The sequence below is a fragment of the Proteus sp. STS61-E genome (genome assembly GCF_040932335.1).
GTDB lineage: Bacteria > Pseudomonadota > Gammaproteobacteria > Enterobacterales > Enterobacteriaceae > Proteus > Proteus mirabilis_B.
The window spans coordinates 71,312-87,356 of record NZ_JBFQGE010000001.1; the positions used below are offsets into that span (position 1 = coordinate 71,312).

General features: G+C 39.0%; 16 protein-coding genes and 1 pseudogene. 14 read left to right on the forward strand and 3 right to left on the reverse strand.

Annotation, left to right across the window (positions count from 1 at the left end):
- Positions 1-2 precede the first annotated feature (2 nt).
- From rodZ to AB4J89_RS00375, 7 genes are all read left to right on the forward strand, one after another.
- A complete protein-coding gene (gene rodZ / locus AB4J89_RS00345; protein WP_270753955.1) occupies positions 3-971 on the forward strand; it encodes a cytoskeleton protein RodZ in 969 nt (322 codons plus the stop codon).
- A gap of 47 nt (positions 972-1,018) precedes the next feature.
- Entirely contained in the window at positions 1,019-2,140 is a 1,122-nt protein-coding gene (gene ispG / locus AB4J89_RS00350; RefSeq protein WP_088495061.1) for a flavodoxin-dependent (E)-4-hydroxy-3-methylbut-2-enyl-diphosphate synthase, read from the forward strand.
- Between the two features lie 122 nt (positions 2,141-2,262).
- A complete protein-coding gene (hisS, locus tag AB4J89_RS00355) occupies positions 2,263-3,546 on the forward strand; it encodes a histidine--tRNA ligase (RefSeq protein ID WP_075670494.1) in 1,284 nt (427 codons plus the stop codon).
- A gap of 10 nt (positions 3,547-3,556) precedes the next feature.
- Positions 3,557-4,177: a tetratricopeptide repeat protein gene (locus tag AB4J89_RS00360; RefSeq protein ID WP_088495062.1), complete on the forward strand. Its 621-nt coding sequence runs from the start codon at positions 3,557-3,559 to the stop codon at positions 4,175-4,177.
- A 14-nt stretch (positions 4,178-4,191) separates the two neighbouring features.
- Complete coding sequence (bamB, locus tag AB4J89_RS00365; RefSeq protein ID WP_088495063.1) at positions 4,192-5,364, forward strand: outer membrane protein assembly factor BamB; 1,173 nt, start codon at positions 4,192-4,194, stop codon at positions 5,362-5,364.
- 119 nt (positions 5,365-5,483) lie between these two features.
- On the forward strand, positions 5,484-6,974 hold the full coding sequence (der, locus tag AB4J89_RS00370) for a ribosome biogenesis GTPase Der (protein WP_075670500.1): 1,491 nt from the start codon (positions 5,484-5,486) through the stop codon (positions 6,972-6,974).
- A 189-nt stretch (positions 6,975-7,163) separates the two neighbouring features.
- Positions 7,164-7,505 (forward strand): hypothetical protein, encoded by a 342-nt coding sequence (locus AB4J89_RS00375; RefSeq protein ID WP_227718986.1) that lies wholly within the window; start codon positions 7,164-7,166, stop codon positions 7,503-7,505.
- 54 nt (positions 7,506-7,559) lie between these two features.
- Here the strand turns inward: AB4J89_RS00375 and AB4J89_RS00380 are convergent, their stop codons facing one another.
- The 3 genes and pseudogenes from AB4J89_RS00380 to hemF form a co-directional block, all read right to left on the reverse strand.
- The gene (locus AB4J89_RS00380; protein ID WP_088495064.1) at positions 7,560-7,859 is read right to left on the reverse strand and encodes a helix-turn-helix domain-containing protein; all 300 of its coding nucleotides are present in this window, start codon (positions 7,857-7,859) and stop codon (positions 7,560-7,562) included.
- Positions 7,859-8,095: pseudogene (locus AB4J89_RS00385) on the reverse strand (type II toxin-antitoxin system RelE/ParE family toxin); the annotation flags it as partial. The pseudogene AB4J89_RS00385 and the gene AB4J89_RS00380, both read right to left, overlap by 1 nt.
- Before the next feature lie 289 nt (positions 8,096-8,384).
- Positions 8,385-9,293 (reverse strand): oxygen-dependent coproporphyrinogen oxidase, encoded by a 909-nt coding sequence (hemF, locus tag AB4J89_RS00390; protein ID WP_088495066.1) that lies wholly within the window; start codon positions 9,291-9,293, stop codon positions 8,385-8,387.
- 133 nt (positions 9,294-9,426) lie between these two features.
- Here hemF and AB4J89_RS00395 point away from each other — a divergent pair, with 133 nt between their 5' ends.
- The 7 genes from AB4J89_RS00395 to cysA all read left to right on the forward strand — a co-directional run bounded on the left by AB4J89_RS00395 (position 9,427) and on the right by cysA (position 15,887).
- On the forward strand, positions 9,427-9,864 hold the full coding sequence (locus tag AB4J89_RS00395; protein ID WP_075670504.1) for a GNAT family acetyltransferase: 438 nt from the start codon (positions 9,427-9,429) through the stop codon (positions 9,862-9,864).
- Between the two features lie 336 nt (positions 9,865-10,200).
- Positions 10,201-10,818 (forward strand): RpoE-regulated lipoprotein, encoded by a 618-nt coding sequence (locus AB4J89_RS00400; protein WP_368467726.1) that lies wholly within the window; start codon positions 10,201-10,203, stop codon positions 10,816-10,818.
- Positions 10,819-10,938: 120 nt separating this feature from the next.
- The gene (locus tag AB4J89_RS00405) at positions 10,939-11,835 is read left to right on the forward strand and encodes a Dyp-type peroxidase (RefSeq protein ID WP_075670506.1); all 897 of its coding nucleotides are present in this window, start codon (positions 10,939-10,941) and stop codon (positions 11,833-11,835) included.
- Positions 11,836-12,072: 237 nt separating this feature from the next.
- Positions 12,073-13,092: a thiosulfate ABC transporter substrate-binding protein CysP gene (cysP, locus tag AB4J89_RS00410; RefSeq protein WP_311755050.1), complete on the forward strand. Its 1,020-nt coding sequence runs from the start codon at positions 12,073-12,075 to the stop codon at positions 13,090-13,092.
- Positions 13,092-13,925: a sulfate/thiosulfate ABC transporter permease CysT gene (gene cysT, locus AB4J89_RS00415; RefSeq protein WP_088495068.1), complete on the forward strand. Its 834-nt coding sequence runs from the start codon at positions 13,092-13,094 to the stop codon at positions 13,923-13,925. Before cysP ends, cysT begins: the two co-directional genes overlap by 1 nt.
- A complete protein-coding gene (gene cysW, locus AB4J89_RS00420; RefSeq protein ID WP_088495069.1) occupies positions 13,925-14,767 on the forward strand; it encodes a sulfate/thiosulfate ABC transporter permease CysW in 843 nt (280 codons plus the stop codon). Before cysT ends, cysW begins: the two co-directional genes overlap by 1 nt.
- 31 nt (positions 14,768-14,798) lie before the next feature.
- The gene (cysA, locus tag AB4J89_RS00425) at positions 14,799-15,887 is read left to right on the forward strand and encodes a sulfate/thiosulfate ABC transporter ATP-binding protein CysA (RefSeq protein WP_368467729.1); all 1,089 of its coding nucleotides are present in this window, start codon (positions 14,799-14,801) and stop codon (positions 15,885-15,887) included.
- Positions 15,888-16,045: the final 158 nt, after the last annotated feature.

The window sequence follows — 16,045 nt, forward strand, 5'->3', positions numbered from 1 at the left end:
TAATGAATACTGAAAACAAAACCGAAGAAGTGAAATTAACAGCAGGTCAACTTTTACGCCAGGCACGAGAAAAGGTGGGGCTAACACAACAAACTGTTGCTGATCGACTTTGTTTGAAGTTATCGACAGTTCGCGAAATTGAAACAGACTCCGTTTCTTCTGATATTGCACCAACATTTTTACGCGGATATATGCGTTCTTACGCTAAATTAGTCGGCGTTCCTGAAAAAGACATCCTTGGTTTTATCGACCAACAAGCTCCTGTCAAACAAATTAGAATGACAACCACACAAAATTATTCATTAGGCAAACGTCATAAAAAACGTGAAGGTTGGCTGATGAAACTCACATGGGTGATTTTGATTGTTATGGTTGCTCTTGTCGGTGTTTGGTGGTGGCAAGGTCATCAGGCTGATCAACAAGAATTAGTCTCTATGGCATCTCAAGACATAGGGCAAAACAGTACTCAAGAAAACACCAACACGATAGATTCTCCTTTAGCAACCTTAGATAATACGTCAACATCTGAAGGTGATAATTTACAAGTACCTGCGTCGCCATTAGCTGATAATCAGGCAAATAATGTCGCTATATCGCCAACGACTGAAACGACGTCACCAGCACCAACAGAAGTGAGAACGGTTCCATTACCTGTATCACCTCTAACAACATCAACAACTTCTCGTGCAAATTCAGCACAAGAATCCACCTCATCAGAAGCTCCGGCTATTGCGAATCAATTGGTTCTTATGTTTGATGGTGAATGTTGGTTAGAAGTTCGTAATGCTCAAAATAAAGTCTTATTTAATGGTATTAAGAAAGCGGGTGATCGTTTGGAATTTGATGGTGAGCAACCTTATAAACTAAAAATAGGCGCACCTTCTGTTACCCGCTTACAGTTTAATGGTGAATCAGTTGATTTAAGCCGTTTTACTGGAAAAATAGCAAAAATAACAGTGCCGAGCGCTTAATCTGACTACACATTTGAGCAAGCATGGAAGCATGGGAGAATTAATCAATGCATAAAGAATCACCTATTATTCGTCGCAAATCGACACGAATTTATGTGGGTAATGTACCTATTGGCGATGGTGCTCCTATCGCGGTACAGTCGATGACGAATACACGAACGACAGACGTAGAAGCGACTGTTCGCCAGATAAAGTCTCTGGAACGTGTAGGGGTGGATATTGTTCGCGTTTCTGTACCGACAATGGATGCTGCGGAAGCATTCAAATTAATTAAGCAGCAAGTTAATGTACCTTTAGTTGCTGATATTCACTTTGATTACCGTATTGCATTAAAAGTCGCTGAATATGGCGTTGATTGTTTACGTATCAATCCGGGTAATATTGGTAGTGAAGAGCGTATTCGCCAAGTCGTTGATTGCGCTCGTCATAACAATATTCCTATCCGTATTGGTGTAAACGGCGGTTCACTTGAAAAAGATATTCAAGAGAAATACGGCGAGCCAACACCAGAAGCATTAGTTGAATCAGCAATGCGCCATGTAGATATCCTTGATAAGCTGAATTTTGAACAGTTTAAAGTCAGTGTAAAAGCTTCTGATGTTTTCCTTGCTGTTGATTCATACCGCTTATTAGCGAAAAAAATAGATCAGCCACTGCATCTTGGGATCACTGAAGCGGGGGGTGCAAGAGCAGGATCGGTTAAATCTGCGATTGGTCTTGGGATCTTATTATCAGAAGGTATCGGCGATACATTAAGGATTTCATTAGCTGCAGATCCGGTTGAAGAAGTTAAAGTAGGTTTTGATATTCTCAAATCCTTACGTATTCGCTCTCGCGGAATTAACTTTATTGCTTGTCCAACGTGTTCACGCCAAGAATTTGATGTCATTGGAACAGTCAATGAATTAGAGCAGCGTCTGGAAGATATCATCACACCTATGGATGTTTCCATTATTGGTTGTGTGGTTAATGGACCAGGTGAAGCTGAAGTTTCAACGTTAGGTGTAACGGGCGCTAAAACACGCAGTGGTTTTTATGAAGATGGCGTGAGACAAAAAGAGCGTCTTGATAACGTTAATATGATTGATTTATTAGAAGCGAAAATTCGCGCTAAGGCATCAATGCTTGATGACAGTATGCGTATAAATATAAATCAATTGGACAAATAATACTCAAAAAACTGGCTCATTAATCAATGAGCCAGTTTTACTATTGATTTCACATTGAATACTGATTGATTTCGCTTCTATAATCAGCCTAACAATCAATTAATAACTATTAGAGAAGAAAAGTGGCACAAAAAATCCAAGCCATTCGTGGTATGAACGACTATCTACCTGCTGACACTCGTGTATGGCAGAAAATTGAAAATACGCTAAAACAAATTTTAGCGGGTTACGGCTTTAGTGAAATCAGAACACCTATCGTAGAGCATACCCCTCTATTTCAGCGAGCAATTGGCGAAGTGACCGATGTTGTTGAAAAAGAAATGTATACTTTTACCGATCGTGGTGAAGATGCCCAAAGCCTGACATTACGCCCAGAAAATACAGCAGGTTGTGTTCGCGCAGGTATCGAGCATGGTTTACTTTATAACCAAGAACAACGCTTATGGTATTTAGGACCAATGTTCCGTTATGAGCGTCCTCAAAAAGGTCGTTATCGTCAATTCCACCAGTTAGGTGCTGAAGTGTTTGGTCTACAAGGTCCAGATATTGATGCGGAATTAATTATGTTAACTGCGCGCTGGTGGAAAGCGTTAGGTATCGCAGAGCACGTAACATTAGAACTTAACTCTATTGGTTCATTGGAAGCGCGTGCTAATTATCGTGAAGCGTTAGTGGCTTTCTTAGAGCAGCATGTTGATAAGTTAGATGAAGACTGCAAACGTCGTATGTATTCTAACCCATTGCGTGTTTTAGACTCAAAAAATCCAGAAATTCAGACTTTATTGAATGATGCGCCTGAACTTTTCGATTATCTTGATGACGAATCAAGAGCGCACTTTGATGGTCTTTGTGCTTTATTAGATGCTGTCGGTATTACATATCGTGTTAATCAGCGTTTAGTTCGTGGTTTAGACTATTATAACCGTACGGTTTTTGAATGGGTAACTAGCGCATTAGGTTCACAAGGAACTGTGTGTGCGGGTGGCCGTTATGATGGTCTTGTGAAGCAACTTGGTGGACATCCAACACCAGCAGTTGGTTTTGCTATGGGTATGGAGCGCATGATCTTATTAGTTCAAGCGGTTAACCCTGAATTTGTTGCAGATACCAATGTGGCTGATGTTTATCTTGCTTCATTTGGCGATAAGAGCCAAAGCGCAGCATTAATGCTGGCTGAAGAAATTCGCGATCAATTACCAACATTACGTTTAATGACGAATCACGGTAATGGTAACTTTAAAAAGCAGTTAGGGCGAGCTGATAAACAAGGCGCTAAAATTGCGCTGATTTTAGGCGAAGATGAAATTAATGCCGGCACTGTTGCAGTGAAAGATTTGCGTTCAGGGGAACAAACAATCGTTGCTCGCAATGAGCTCGCTCAGCAATTGACTCTGTTATTAGGTTAAGGAGAGACTTGTGGAAGTTTATAGCACCGAAAACGAACAAGTTGATGCAATTAAACAGTTTGTAAAAAATTACGGTTTAACTATCGTTTTAGCTGCGGTTATTGGTTTTGGTGGTGTGTTTGGTTGGAAATACTGGCAATCGCATCAAACAAATCGTCTGCAAGAAAGTGCGGGTGCTTTTGCAACAGTCAGTGAGGCACTTGCTAAGCCTACACCTGAAAATATTGCATTAGCTGAAAAATTTGTTACCGATACAAATGATATCTATGGCGCTTTAGCTTCGTTAGAGTTAGCCCAAATCGCTATCGATGCTAATGATTTAGTCAATGGTGAACGTCATCTAACTAATGCTGTGGCAAAAGTAAAAAATGATGCATTTGCAGATATGCTTAATCTTCGTTTAGCTCGCGTACAATTAGCATTAGATAAAACAGATGCTGCTTTAGTTTCGTTAGAGCAAGTGAAAGGCAAAGCATGGAATGGAATGAAAAATTATATCCGTGGTGATGTCTTAGCGAAAAAAGGCGATAACGCAGGTGCAACAACCGCTTATCGTAGCGCATTAACTGATGAAAATGCGGGTGCTATTCGCTCACTGGTTGAACTTAAACTCAATAATTTATCCAATTAAAGGGATCTTCAGACATGCAACTGCGTAAAACTCTCCTGGTTGGTCTACTAGCATCTGCTTTGTTGGCAGGATGTTCTAGTGAACAGGATAATGTGACAATGTCTCCATTGCCTGAGGTGCAGAGCCAATTTACACCTAGAGCTGTTTGGGACAAATCAGTTGGAAATGGTATTGGTAAATACTATTCTCACTTGTCACCAACATGGGATGGCGCAGTTGTTTATGTCGCTGATCGCCATGGTTTAGTTAAAGCATTAGAGGTAGAAACAGGTAAAGAGCTTTGGTCACAAGATCTCTCTATTAAAACGGGTTTTCTTTCATCCAATGAGTCTGCATTACTTTCTGGTGGATTAACCGTTTCAGGTACTCGCGTTTTTGTGGGAACTGAAAAAGCGAAAGTATATGCACTGAACGTTGAGGATGGCTCCATTGATTGGGAAGCTGATGTTGCTGGTGAAGCCATTTCAAAACCTGTTGTTAGTGATGGTTTAGTACTTATTCATACCAGTAACGGCATGTTGCAAGGACTTGACTTATTAACGGGTGAGATTTCGTGGACTATTAACTTAGATACTCCATCATTATCTCTGCGTGGTGAGTCTGCACCTGCTGTCGCTTATGGTGCGGCTATCATTGGTGCAGATAATGGTCGTGTCAGTGCAGTTGTTCTTTCTCAAGGACAATTAATTTGGCAACAAAATATTTCACAAATTAAAGGCTCTACTGAAATTAGCCGATTAAGTGATGTGGATATCACACCGATCATTGATGAAAATACCGTTTATGCAATGGCGTATAACGGTAATTTAGTTAGCCTTGATATGCGTTCTGGACAAATTCTTTGGAAACGCGATTTAGGTTCAGTCAATGATATGGTGCTATTAGGTGATAATCTTTACCTTGTTGACCAAAATGACAGAGTTTTATCTGTTCGTAAATCTGATGGTGTGACATTATGGACACAAGAAGATTTATTGCATCGCAATTTAACTGCTCCAGCTATTTTTGATGGCTATTTAGTGGTTGGTGATGCAGAAGGTTATCTCCATTGGATTGATACCAGCACAGGTAAATTTATTGCACAAAACCAAGTGAACAGTTCAGGCTTATTAAGCCGCCCTCAAGCGGTACAAGATAAACTGATGATCCAAGCTCGTGACGGTAAGCTTTATCTTTATAGTCGGTAATTAATTGCTGACAAATCTATTTATTTTACGGCTCCTTTAAAGGAGCCGTTTCGTCTTTTTAGTAATTACATGTAAAATACAATCAGGTTCGTGATTGTATTTTTATGAGGCATCAAAAAATGATACCCGTTATTGCCTTAGTAGGGCGCCCTAACGTGGGTAAATCCACGTTATTTAATCGACTAACACGCACAAGAGACGCATTAGTTGCTGATTTTCCAGGCCTCACCCGTGACCGTAAATATGGTCGAGCAGAGTTAGAAGGCGAAGAATTTATTATTATTGATACCGGTGGTATTGATGGTGCTGAAGAGGGTGTTGAAACCCATATGGCATCACAATCGCTACAGGCTATTCAAGAAGCCGACATCGTACTGTTTTTAGTTGATGCACGCGCGGGTTTGATGCCAGCAGACCAAGGTATCGCAAAACACCTTCGTGGTGTTGAGAAGAAAACGTATTTAGTTGCGAATAAAACTGACGGTATCGATATTGATACTGCATTAGCTGATTTTTACTCTTTAGGTTTAGGTGAAATCTTCCCTATCGCGGCATCCCATGGTCGTGGTGTTGCTCAACTGATTGAACAAGCACTATTACCAATTACAGGTAAAGTGGTGGAAGAAGAGCTAGAGCTGACTGAAGAAGAAGAGAATGCGGCTTATTGGGCTGCTTTAGAAGCAGAACAAGAAGCACAAGCATTAGAAGAGGAAGAAGACGACTTCGATCCTTCTACATTACCAGTAAAATTAGCGATTGTTGGTCGTCCTAATGTTGGTAAATCAACACTGACAAACCGTATGCTTGGTGAAGATCGTGTGGTTGTTTACGATATGCCGGGTACAACGCGTGATAGTATCTATATCCCAATGGAACGTGATGAGAAAGAATATATCATCATTGATACTGCGGGTGTTCGTAAGCGCGGTAAAGTAAAAGAAACAGTAGAAAAATTCTCTGTTATCAAAACGTTACAAGCCATTGAAGATTCTAACGTTGCATTACTGGTTATTGATGCTCGTGAAGGTATTTCAGATCAGGATCTTTCATTATTAGGTTATATCCTGAATGCCGGTCGTTCATTAGTTATTGCTGTCAATAAATGGGATGGCATGACACAAGACGATCGCGAACAAGTTAAAGCAATGCTTGATCTTAAACTGGGCTTTGTTGACTTCGCGCGTGTTCACTTTATTTCTGCATTACATGGTAGTGGCGTGGGTAATCTTTTTGAATCTATTCAAGAGGCTTATGTCTGTGCAACGCGTCGTGTAGGAACTTCTATGCTGACTCGTATCATGAAGATGGCAGAAGATGATCATCAGCCACCGATTGTTCGTGGACGCCGTGTAAAAATGAAATATGCACACGCTGGCGGTTATAATCCACCTGTTGTGGTTATCCATGGTAATCAGGTAACTGATTTACCTGATAGCTATAAGCGCTATTTGATGAATTATTTCCGTCGTACTCTGCAAGTTATGGGTACGCCGATCCGTATTCAATTTAAAGAGGGCGAAAACCCTTATGCGGATAAGAAAAATAAATTAACCGTTTCTCAAATGCGTAAACGTAAGCGTTTAATGTCACACTTGAAGAAATCGAAATAAGATAATTTACTTTCTTATTTAAGTAAAAAGCCACATTTTGATGTGGTTTTTTTATACCTATAATTCAATGGGTTATTTTAATATTACAGTTATTAGTGGCTTTTTTGTATTTCATAAAAAATTAATTTAATTTTTCAAATAATAGTTTAAAATGCAATTGATTCTTATTCGTTTTAAAGAGCTATTACATTGAAAAAAAAGATTATTATCGCATCAATTTTTATGCTTTCTGCTTGTGCAACACCTGAAAAATGGGAAGCAAACACCAGCACACCATCCCCTTTAGATATCGCTAAAAATATGTGTATGCAAGAAGCCAATGCGCGATATCCTGCGAGATATGTGGCTTCAAGTCAGCCATCATTTTCACCAATGCGTGTAAATGGTAAAGATATTCCTAATTCTGGAGCCTCTTTCCCCTCTGATGCGAATGAATGGGAACGCAAAGATTACTTCAATACTTGTATGAGAGCCGAAGGGTGGGAAAATAAAAATAAAGTCACAGGGCTACTGGCTTTTCTGTTTAATTAGCTAAAAGTTAATTAAACAAGACAAGTTAAAAATTGACTAAATACCCTGTATTTATCATAAATTCAGGGCTATTTTTTCACCATTAGGTAATATGATATCAATTGCAAGCTTGCCACCTATCGCATCAACATAGCGTTTAAGTGTTGAAATTTTAAGGTCATTATCAACACGTTCCATTTTGGTGATAGCTGGTTGTTTAATCCCTAATGAAGTTGCTAACTGGGTTTGAGATATATGTAGTTCTTCTCGTATTTTCGCTAATGTGAGTTCACGCTGAATTTCTTTAACTCTAGCTTCAATTATTTTACGACTATCTGGTGTTCTTTTTGCCAGCATTTCATCTAAAGTTGCCATCACTCCTCCAATTCTGATAGGTGAATACGAAATTGTTCATCTGCTGTTTTTATAAGATTATTGTAAAACTGTTTTTCATTTCGACCTTTCTTATTACCTGCACATAAGATAATTGCTTGCCTAGAATTATCAAATGCGAAACATATTCTAATAGGTTGACCTTTAACTTGTATTCTTAACTCTTTCATATTCATAAATTTTGATCCAGAAAGAGTGTCAACATAAGGGCGTCCAAGAAGAGGCCCATTTTCTCAAAGAACACAAAGAACAGCTAATATTTCGTCTTGAAGATAATTTGGTTGAACTTCAAACCATTCTTCAAAAGGCAATTTTGTTATGACTACCCACATTCTTCAATCCATTATAGCAGTAAATAGCATATAAAATATAACCTTTAAGTTATAATTAAAATGATAAAAGTCTTAATAAAAATATTTTTATGTAATAATTTCAATGGATTGATAAGAATCGAGTATTAAAAAGCCACATTTATAATGTGGCTTTATCGTTAATGATTTATTTTCTCTATACCCACTCTTTTGGGATCAAAAAGTCACTGTATAACTTTGCTTCTGGGGTATTTGGTTCAGGGGAGTAATCATATTCAAAACGAACTAAAGGTGGCATAGACATTAAGATTGACTCTGTTCTGCCGCCACTTTGCAAGCCAAATAATGTACCTCTATCCCACACTAAATTGAATTCAACATAACGACCACGGCGGTAGAGTTGGAATTGACGTTCACGCTCTCCCCAAGGTATTGATTTGCGCTTTTCAACAATAGGTAAATAGGCATCAAGATAACCAAGGCCTACATGTTGGACAAACTCAAAACAGTGGTCGAAATCTGGGGTATTTAAATCATCAAAGAAAAGGCCACCTACACCGCGAGGTTCATTGCGGTGTTTAATATAAAAGTAATCATCACACCACTTTTTATAACGAGGGTAATAGTCTTCACTAAAAGGCGTACAAACTGATTTAGCAACTTTATGCCAATGAATAACATCTTCTTCAAATCCATAGTAAGGGGTTAAGTCAAAACCACCACCAAACCACCAAACGGGATCTTCACCGTCTTTTTCAGCAATAAAAAAACGGACATTGGCATGAGAAGTCGGAATATAAGGGTTAAGAGGGTGAATAACTAATGAAACACCCATAGCTTGAAAACGACGACCTGCTAATTCAGGGCGATGTGCAGTGGCTGATTTTGGTAATGTGTCACCATAAACATGCGAAAAATTAACGCCAGCTTGTTCAAAAAGAGCGCCATTGGTTAAAACACGAGTACGACCGCCACCTCCTTCTTTTCTTTCCCAGTTATCTTGCTGAAAAGTGGCTTTTTGGTCTATGTTTTCAAGAGAGCGACAAATCGTATCTTGTAGTGATAAGAAAAACTCTTTAACGCGATGAATATCAGGTAAATTCATAATAACCTACAATTTTTATCATATTTATTAAAAATAGAACTCCATATTGTCTATGTTCTCATTTTCAAGTTGATTCATAAACCAAACAAGCGATAATAAATTCAGATTTATATGACCGATAATGGGCAAAACCATGGAAATACGTGTATTTCGCCAAGATGATTTTGAGGCAATTATTACACTTTGGGAGCGTTGCGATTTGATATCGCCTGATAACGATCCTGAAATTGATATTGAAAGAAAATTAAACCACTCACCCGATTTATTTTTGATAGCGGAAGTGGCTGGTGAGATTGTGGGTAGTGTGATGGGAGGCTACGATGGTCATCGTGGCTCTTTATACTATTTAGGCGTTCACCCAGATTTTCGAGGAAGAGGCATTGCGAATGCATTGATCTCTCGATTAGAGAAAAAGCTGATAGCGAAAGGCTGTCCTCAAATTACATTAGTTGTACCAGAAGAAAATGATGCAACAATTTGTATGTTTGAGAAGTTATTGTATGAAGATCAAAACCAAGAAAGCACAACTTATACTAAGCGATTAATTGTTGATCAGGATTTTGATCTCTAATTGTATTTAAAGCCCCTGATTTTTAGGGGTTATTTCTTTTCCACTTTCTATTTATCTCTTTTTTCCTTGTGACTATTCTTACGTTTGTCCCCCCTTAATTTATGCGTAAAATCTGATATTACCTTTTCTGTGGAACAAAATGTTCTGTTAATGGTCGTAACTAGGCTTTCTTTTCATGTGGTTATCTAAGATAAAATCAGTAGATATTTTGTTATGCTGACTTATCACGACTGTTTTAGCCTGATGATTGAGGTGATACAAAGAGTAAGATAAGGTGTGCTAAATAACCTCAGTATCTATTTTAATGTGTGACGAAAAAGTTTAACGGAGAAACAAATGATGCCTAAGTTTTGGTTACCCTTGTGTTTAAGCACAAGTGTTTTGCTATTAAGTGGCTGTTCATCCATGGGAGGAATGTCTTTTTCTGCACTAAATCCGATGAATTGGTTTTCAAATAATACGCTGACTGTTTCTGCCAATGGATTAGGAAATATCACCAGTTCAACAAAAATAACAGAAAGTGAAATAAAAAATGAGCTAGGTGGTAGCTTCAATTATCGTGAAGGCATGGAGATGCAAGGTAGCGATATTATTGTTGTCGTTCAAGCTCTCGAAGATAAGAACGTTCAAGTGGCTTTCTATGGCAAAGAAAAAGGCACTGTTGAAAAAATAGAAGTCTTTGATGCCAAAGCAACGACAGATTGGGGCACAACGATGGGTACACCATTTAAAGATATCTATAAAAAAGCATTTGGTGCATGTAGCAAAGGCCCTAAAGATGAAAAACTGAGAACTATTTTATGCCAATCCACAGAAGCTAAATCGGTGAGTTATGTCTTTAGTGGTCAATGGGATGGTCCTGATGGATTGATGCCACCTGATGAAGTTTTATCTAACTGGACATTAACGCAAATTATTTGGCAGAACAAATCGCCTTCACGCTATTCCTTATAAAATAAGGAAGATTTTATAATCAGACTGTCCGATTTTTGTTAAAAGGCAAATCTTCAGGAAAAAATATTCGATATAATTAACATCATTCTAGGTGTTTTGATTATTGATTAGGAAAGCAATATGTCTCATGCACAAAGTGGCATTTTAGTCGCACATAGTAAATTTGGTCTTTTTATTGAAGCAATGGTTGTAGGTGAATTAGAAGCTCTGCGTGAAGGGTGCCAGAAATTCATGCAATCATTATCTGATTTACAAAAACAATTTCCTGATGCATCACTAGGCGCAGTTGTTGCATTTGGCTCTGATCTTTGGAAAAAACTTTCCGATGAAAACAGCGCACCAGAGCTGAAACCTTTTCGTCCTTTAGGTAAAGGTTTAGCGCCTGCAACACAGCGTGATCTTCTTATTCACATTCAATCTATGCGTCATGATGTGAATTTCTCATTAGCACAAGCGGCAATTGCTGCTTTTGGTGATGCAATCAAAGTTGAAGAAGAAATCCATGGTTTCCGTTGGATAGAAGAACGTGATTTAAGTGGTTTTATTGATGGTACAGAAAATCCACAAGATGATGAGCGTTATGGCGTTGCACTGATTAATGACGGTGTTGATGCTGGTGGTAGCTATGTTTTAGTTCAACGTTATGAACACAATCTGAAGAAATGGGCTCGTTTTAGTGAATCAGACCAAGAAAAAATGATCGGTCGTACTAAAAAAGACAGTGTTGAACTTGATGAATCTGAGCGTAATGTTACATCTCACGTTTCTCGTGTTGTGATTGAAGAAGATGGTGAAGAGTTAGCCATTCTACGTCACAGCCTGCCTTACGGTACTGCAAGCGGTAAACACGGTTTATATTTCTTAGCTTACTGTGGTCGTTTATATAATATTGAACAACAACTATTGAGTATGTTCGGTGAATTAGACGGCAAACATGACGACCTATTACGTATGAGTAAACCTGTAACAGGAAGTTATTACTTCGCACCTTCTTATGAAGTATTAAAAGCACTGTAATCATTATCTCGTACTAAATGCGTTTTTATTAATGAAATGCCTGCTTTTAAAGCAGGCATTTTTGTCTGAATTTTTTTCATGTTAAGAGTAATTGATACAAATTTAACTAATTAGCCTGAGTTTTATTCAGTTTTAATAGCTTATGGTTATATCAAATAACAAAAGCTAACTACACTGTTATAAATAAAGTCGATAGAGTAACCATTAGAACAAAACTTACAGTGATGGGTACTTTTGATGAAGAAAAACACAATCAGAACCTTTGCATTACAAGCAACCGCAGCATTGTCTTTGGTTGTTAGTAGTTATGCTGGGGCTGCTCAATTACTTAATAGCTCTTACGATATCGCAAGAGAGCTATTCACACAGCTAAATAGCGATTTTAAAACGCAATGGGATGCTCAACATCCTGATGATAAAGTCACCATCAAACAATCACATGCAGGCTCATCTAAGCAGGCACTTGCAATATTACAAGGTTTACCCGCGGATGTAGTGACTTATAATCAAGTTACAGATGTGCAAATTTTGCATGATAAAGGCAAATTAATTCCTGCTGATTGGCAACAACGTCTTCCTAATAATAGCTCGCCTTATTATTCCACTATGGCGTATTTAGTACGCAAAGGAAATCCAAAGAACATTACTTCATGGGAAGATTTAACGCGTGAAGATGTCAAAGTGGTTTTCCCTAATCCTAAAACCTCTGGTAATGGTCGCTACACTTATTTAGCCGCGTGGGGTGCTTTCGAAAAAGCTTATGGTAATGATGAAAAGACGCAGGAAGCGATGAAAAAATTCCTCAAGAATGTTGAGGTATTTGATACTGGAGGACGCGGTGCCACCACCTCATTTATCGAACGTGGACTTGGGGATGTTCTGATCAGTTTTGAATCTGAAGTTAATAACATTCGTAAACAATATGGCGAAGATGAATATCAAGTTATTGTGCCACCTATTGATATTCTAGCTGAGTTTCCTGTCGCTTGGATTGATAAAAATATTCAACGTAATGACTCCGAAGCATTGGCAAAAGCCTATCTAAATTATTTATACAGCCCTAGAGCACAAGAGATCATCACGCAATTTAATTATCGCGTAAATGATAAAGCGATTATGGCTCAAAAGTCAGCACAGTTCCCAGCAACGTCATTATTTACGATTGAAGAGGTATTTGGTGACTGGAATAACGTGATGAAAACACATTTCACGACAGATGGCATGCTTGATAAGTTGTTAGCGCAAGGACGTCAATAATGTTTACTACAACCAGCAAACGGGTATTACCAGGATTTGGATTAAGTTTAGGTGGAACACTGTTTTACACCTGCTTGATCTTACTGTTACCAATGAGTGCGCTGGTTGTACAACTTTCTGATATGAGTTGGTCCCAGTATTGGGCGGTGATAACGCACCCTCAAATTGTGGCTGCTTATAAAGTCACATTACTCGCAGCAGCCGTTGCCAGTATTTTTAATGCAGTTTTCGGCATGTTGCTTGCGTGGATCATTACTCGTTACCGTTTTCCGGGTAGACAACTACTTGATGGTTTAATGGATTTACCTTTTGCTTTGCCTACGGCTGTTGCGGGTCTCACACTTGCGACACTTTTTTCAACACAAGGCTGGTACGGTTTTGTATTGGATAAATTTGATATCAAAGTTATCAACACATGGATTGGTATCGCTGTTGCGATGGCTTTTACCAGTCTGCCTTTTGTTGTAAGAACCGTTCAGCCAGTTCTTGAAGAATTAGGTCCTGAGTATGAAGAAGCGGCTGAAACGCTAGGGGCGAGTCGTTGGCAGACCTTTCGTAAGGTTGTTTTACCTGAGTTATCGCCAGCATTAATAGCAGGAACCGCACTCTCTTTTACGCGCAGCTTAGGTGAGTTTGGCGCTGTTATTTTTATTGCTGGCAATATTGCGTGGCAAACAGAAGTTGTTTCTTTGATGATTTTTATTCGATTACAAGAATTTGATTATCCTGCGGCAAGTGCCGTTGCTTCTGTAATTTTACTTGTTTCATTAGTCTTACTGTTTTCAATTAATGGATTACAAAGCCGATTTGGGCAACGGTTGAGGGGGCATTGATGTCAGATATTATGCAACAACGCTCTGTTTATCGTCGCCAAATTGATTGGGTGAAGTGGGGGTTAATCCTTACGGGCGTTGTGTTATCCATTTTATTTTTAGTTGTGCCTATTGCGTGGATCTTTATGACCGCGTTTTCAAAAGGTATTGAAATATTTACTGAGAACTTATTGGACAGTGACATGTTACACGCGGTTTGGTTAACCGTACTCATCGCGTTAATCACCGTACCTGTCAATATGTTGTTTGGTGTCAGTATGGCATGGCTTGTCACACGTTTTCGTTTCCCGGGACGCCAGCTATTAATGACATTGATTGATATTCCATTTGCAGTGTCTCCAGTGGTTGCTGGATTACTCTATCTGCTTTTTTACGGTAGCAATGGCTGGGCAGGGCAATGGTTATCTCAATTTGATATCCAATTGATGTTCTCATGGCCGGGAATGGTACTAGTTACGGTGTTTGTCACTTGTCCTTTTGTAGTAAGAGAGTTGGTACCAGTGATGATGAGCCAAGGCAGTCAAGAAGATGAGGCCGCCGTGTTATTGGGAGCGAGCGGTTGGAAGATGTTTTGGCGAGTAACGTTACCGAATATTCGCTGGGCATTGTTATATGGCGTGGTATTAACCAACGCCAGAGCTATCGGTGAGTTTGGTGCAGTTTCTGTCGTGTCTGGTGCTATTCGTGGAGAAACCTATTCACTACCGTTACAAGTTGAATTACTGCATCAAGATTACAATACCGTTGGTGCATTTACTGCGGCTGCATTACTCGCGATGATGGCAATCTTCACCTTAATGTTTAAAAGTGCGTTGCAATGGCATTTAGCTCGTCAGCAATGACATCATTACTTACACAAAGTAGAGGCAAAATATGAGTATTGAAATTAATAGTGTCACAAAATATTTTGATCGCACTGAAGTGTTGCATGATGTCAACCTTGATGTGGCTTCAGGTGAAATGGTGGCGCTGCTAGGACCTTCAGGATCAGGTAAAACAACGCTTTTGCGTATTATTGCTGGCCTTGAACATCAAACCCAAGGAAATATTTGTTTCGAGGGGCAAGATGTTAGCCGATTACATGCTAGAGATCGCAAAGTCGGTTTTGTTTTTCAGCACTATGCACTGTTTCGCCATATGACTGTATTTGAGAATATCGCTTTTGGTCTAACGGTATTGCCTCGACGAGATCGTCCTAACAAAGAAGCTATTCATAAAAAAGTACAACAGTTGTTAGAAATGATCCAATTGCCTCATTTAGCACAACGTTATCCAGCACAATTATCGGGTGGGCAAAAACAGCGTGTCGCTTTAGCAAGAGCTTTAGCTGTTGAACCTCAAATTTTATTACTCGATGAGCCTTTTGGCGCTTTGGATGCCAAAGTAAGAACGGAATTACGCCGTTGGTTACGTGAATTGCATGAAGAGCTTAAATTTACCAGTGTCTTTGTTACTCATGATCAACAAGAAGCGATGGAAGTGGCTGATCGCATTGTGATTATGGGGAATGGTAAAATAGAGCAAGTAGGAACACCACAAGAGGTATGGCAATCACCTCAAAGTCGCTTTGTTTTAGAGTTTTTAGGTGATGTGAATCATCTAAAAGGTGAAATTAATGGTGCTCAATTACAGATTGGTGGATATCATTTGCCATTATCGGTGACACCGCTTTATCAAGGTTCGGTAGATGTGTTTTTACGTCCTTGGGAAATAGCATTAAGTGTACATGCCAACAGTGTTTGCCGATTGCCTGTTAAGGTTATTGAAGTATCGCCAAAAGGGCATTATTGGCAGTTGATTTTACAGCCATTAGGATGGAGTGAAATACCGATTACTGCGGTTTGGAATGATATTTCTTCGGCACCAACAAAAGGAAATACTTATTATATGGGAGGTGCTCAAGCCCGTTTATATACGGGAGATACTCCCTTAAATACAGTGTCGTTAGCCTATACCGCGTGACTGCTCCCCGCCCGTATTGGGTGAGGGTTTACGGCAGATTTTGTTAATTTTATTATTAATCTATCGTTTTATTTCGCGATTTTTCACCCATGCTTATTTTTTAGGTATGGGTGTTTTGGTTTCTATAAAAACAAAGAGACTTGTCGAATTACGTTAAT

Coding starts and splice junctions, on each gene's coding strand:
- rodZ (WP_270753955.1), top strand. CDS start 3: ATGAATACTGAAAACAAAACCGAAGAAGTGAAATTAACAGCAGGTCAA.
- ispG (WP_088495061.1), top strand. CDS start 1,019: ATGCATAAAGAATCACCTATTATTCGTCGCAAATCGACACGAATTTAT.
- bamB (WP_088495063.1), top strand. CDS start 4,192: ATGCAACTGCGTAAAACTCTCCTGGTTGGTCTACTAGCATCTGCTTTG.
- der (WP_075670500.1), top strand. CDS start 5,484: ATGATACCCGTTATTGCCTTAGTAGGGCGCCCTAACGTGGGTAAATCC.
- AB4J89_RS00380 (WP_088495064.1), bottom strand. CDS start 7,859: ATGGCAACTTTAGATGAAATGCTGGCAAAAAGAACACCAGATAGTCGT.
- hemF (WP_088495066.1), bottom strand. CDS start 9,293: ATGAATTTACCTGATATTCATCGCGTTAAAGAGTTTTTCTTATCACTA.
- AB4J89_RS00395 (WP_075670504.1), top strand. CDS start 9,427: ATGGAAATACGTGTATTTCGCCAAGATGATTTTGAGGCAATTATTACA.
- AB4J89_RS00400 (WP_368467726.1), top strand. CDS start 10,201: ATGATGCCTAAGTTTTGGTTACCCTTGTGTTTAAGCACAAGTGTTTTG.
- AB4J89_RS00405 (WP_075670506.1), top strand. CDS start 10,939: ATGTCTCATGCACAAAGTGGCATTTTAGTCGCACATAGTAAATTTGGT.
- cysP (WP_311755050.1), top strand. CDS start 12,073: ATGAAGAAAAACACAATCAGAACCTTTGCATTACAAGCAACCGCAGCA.
- cysT (WP_088495068.1), top strand. CDS start 13,092: ATGTTTACTACAACCAGCAAACGGGTATTACCAGGATTTGGATTAAGT.
- cysW (WP_088495069.1), top strand. CDS start 13,925: ATGTCAGATATTATGCAACAACGCTCTGTTTATCGTCGCCAAATTGAT.
- cysA (WP_368467729.1), top strand. CDS start 14,799: ATGAGTATTGAAATTAATAGTGTCACAAAATATTTTGATCGCACTGAA.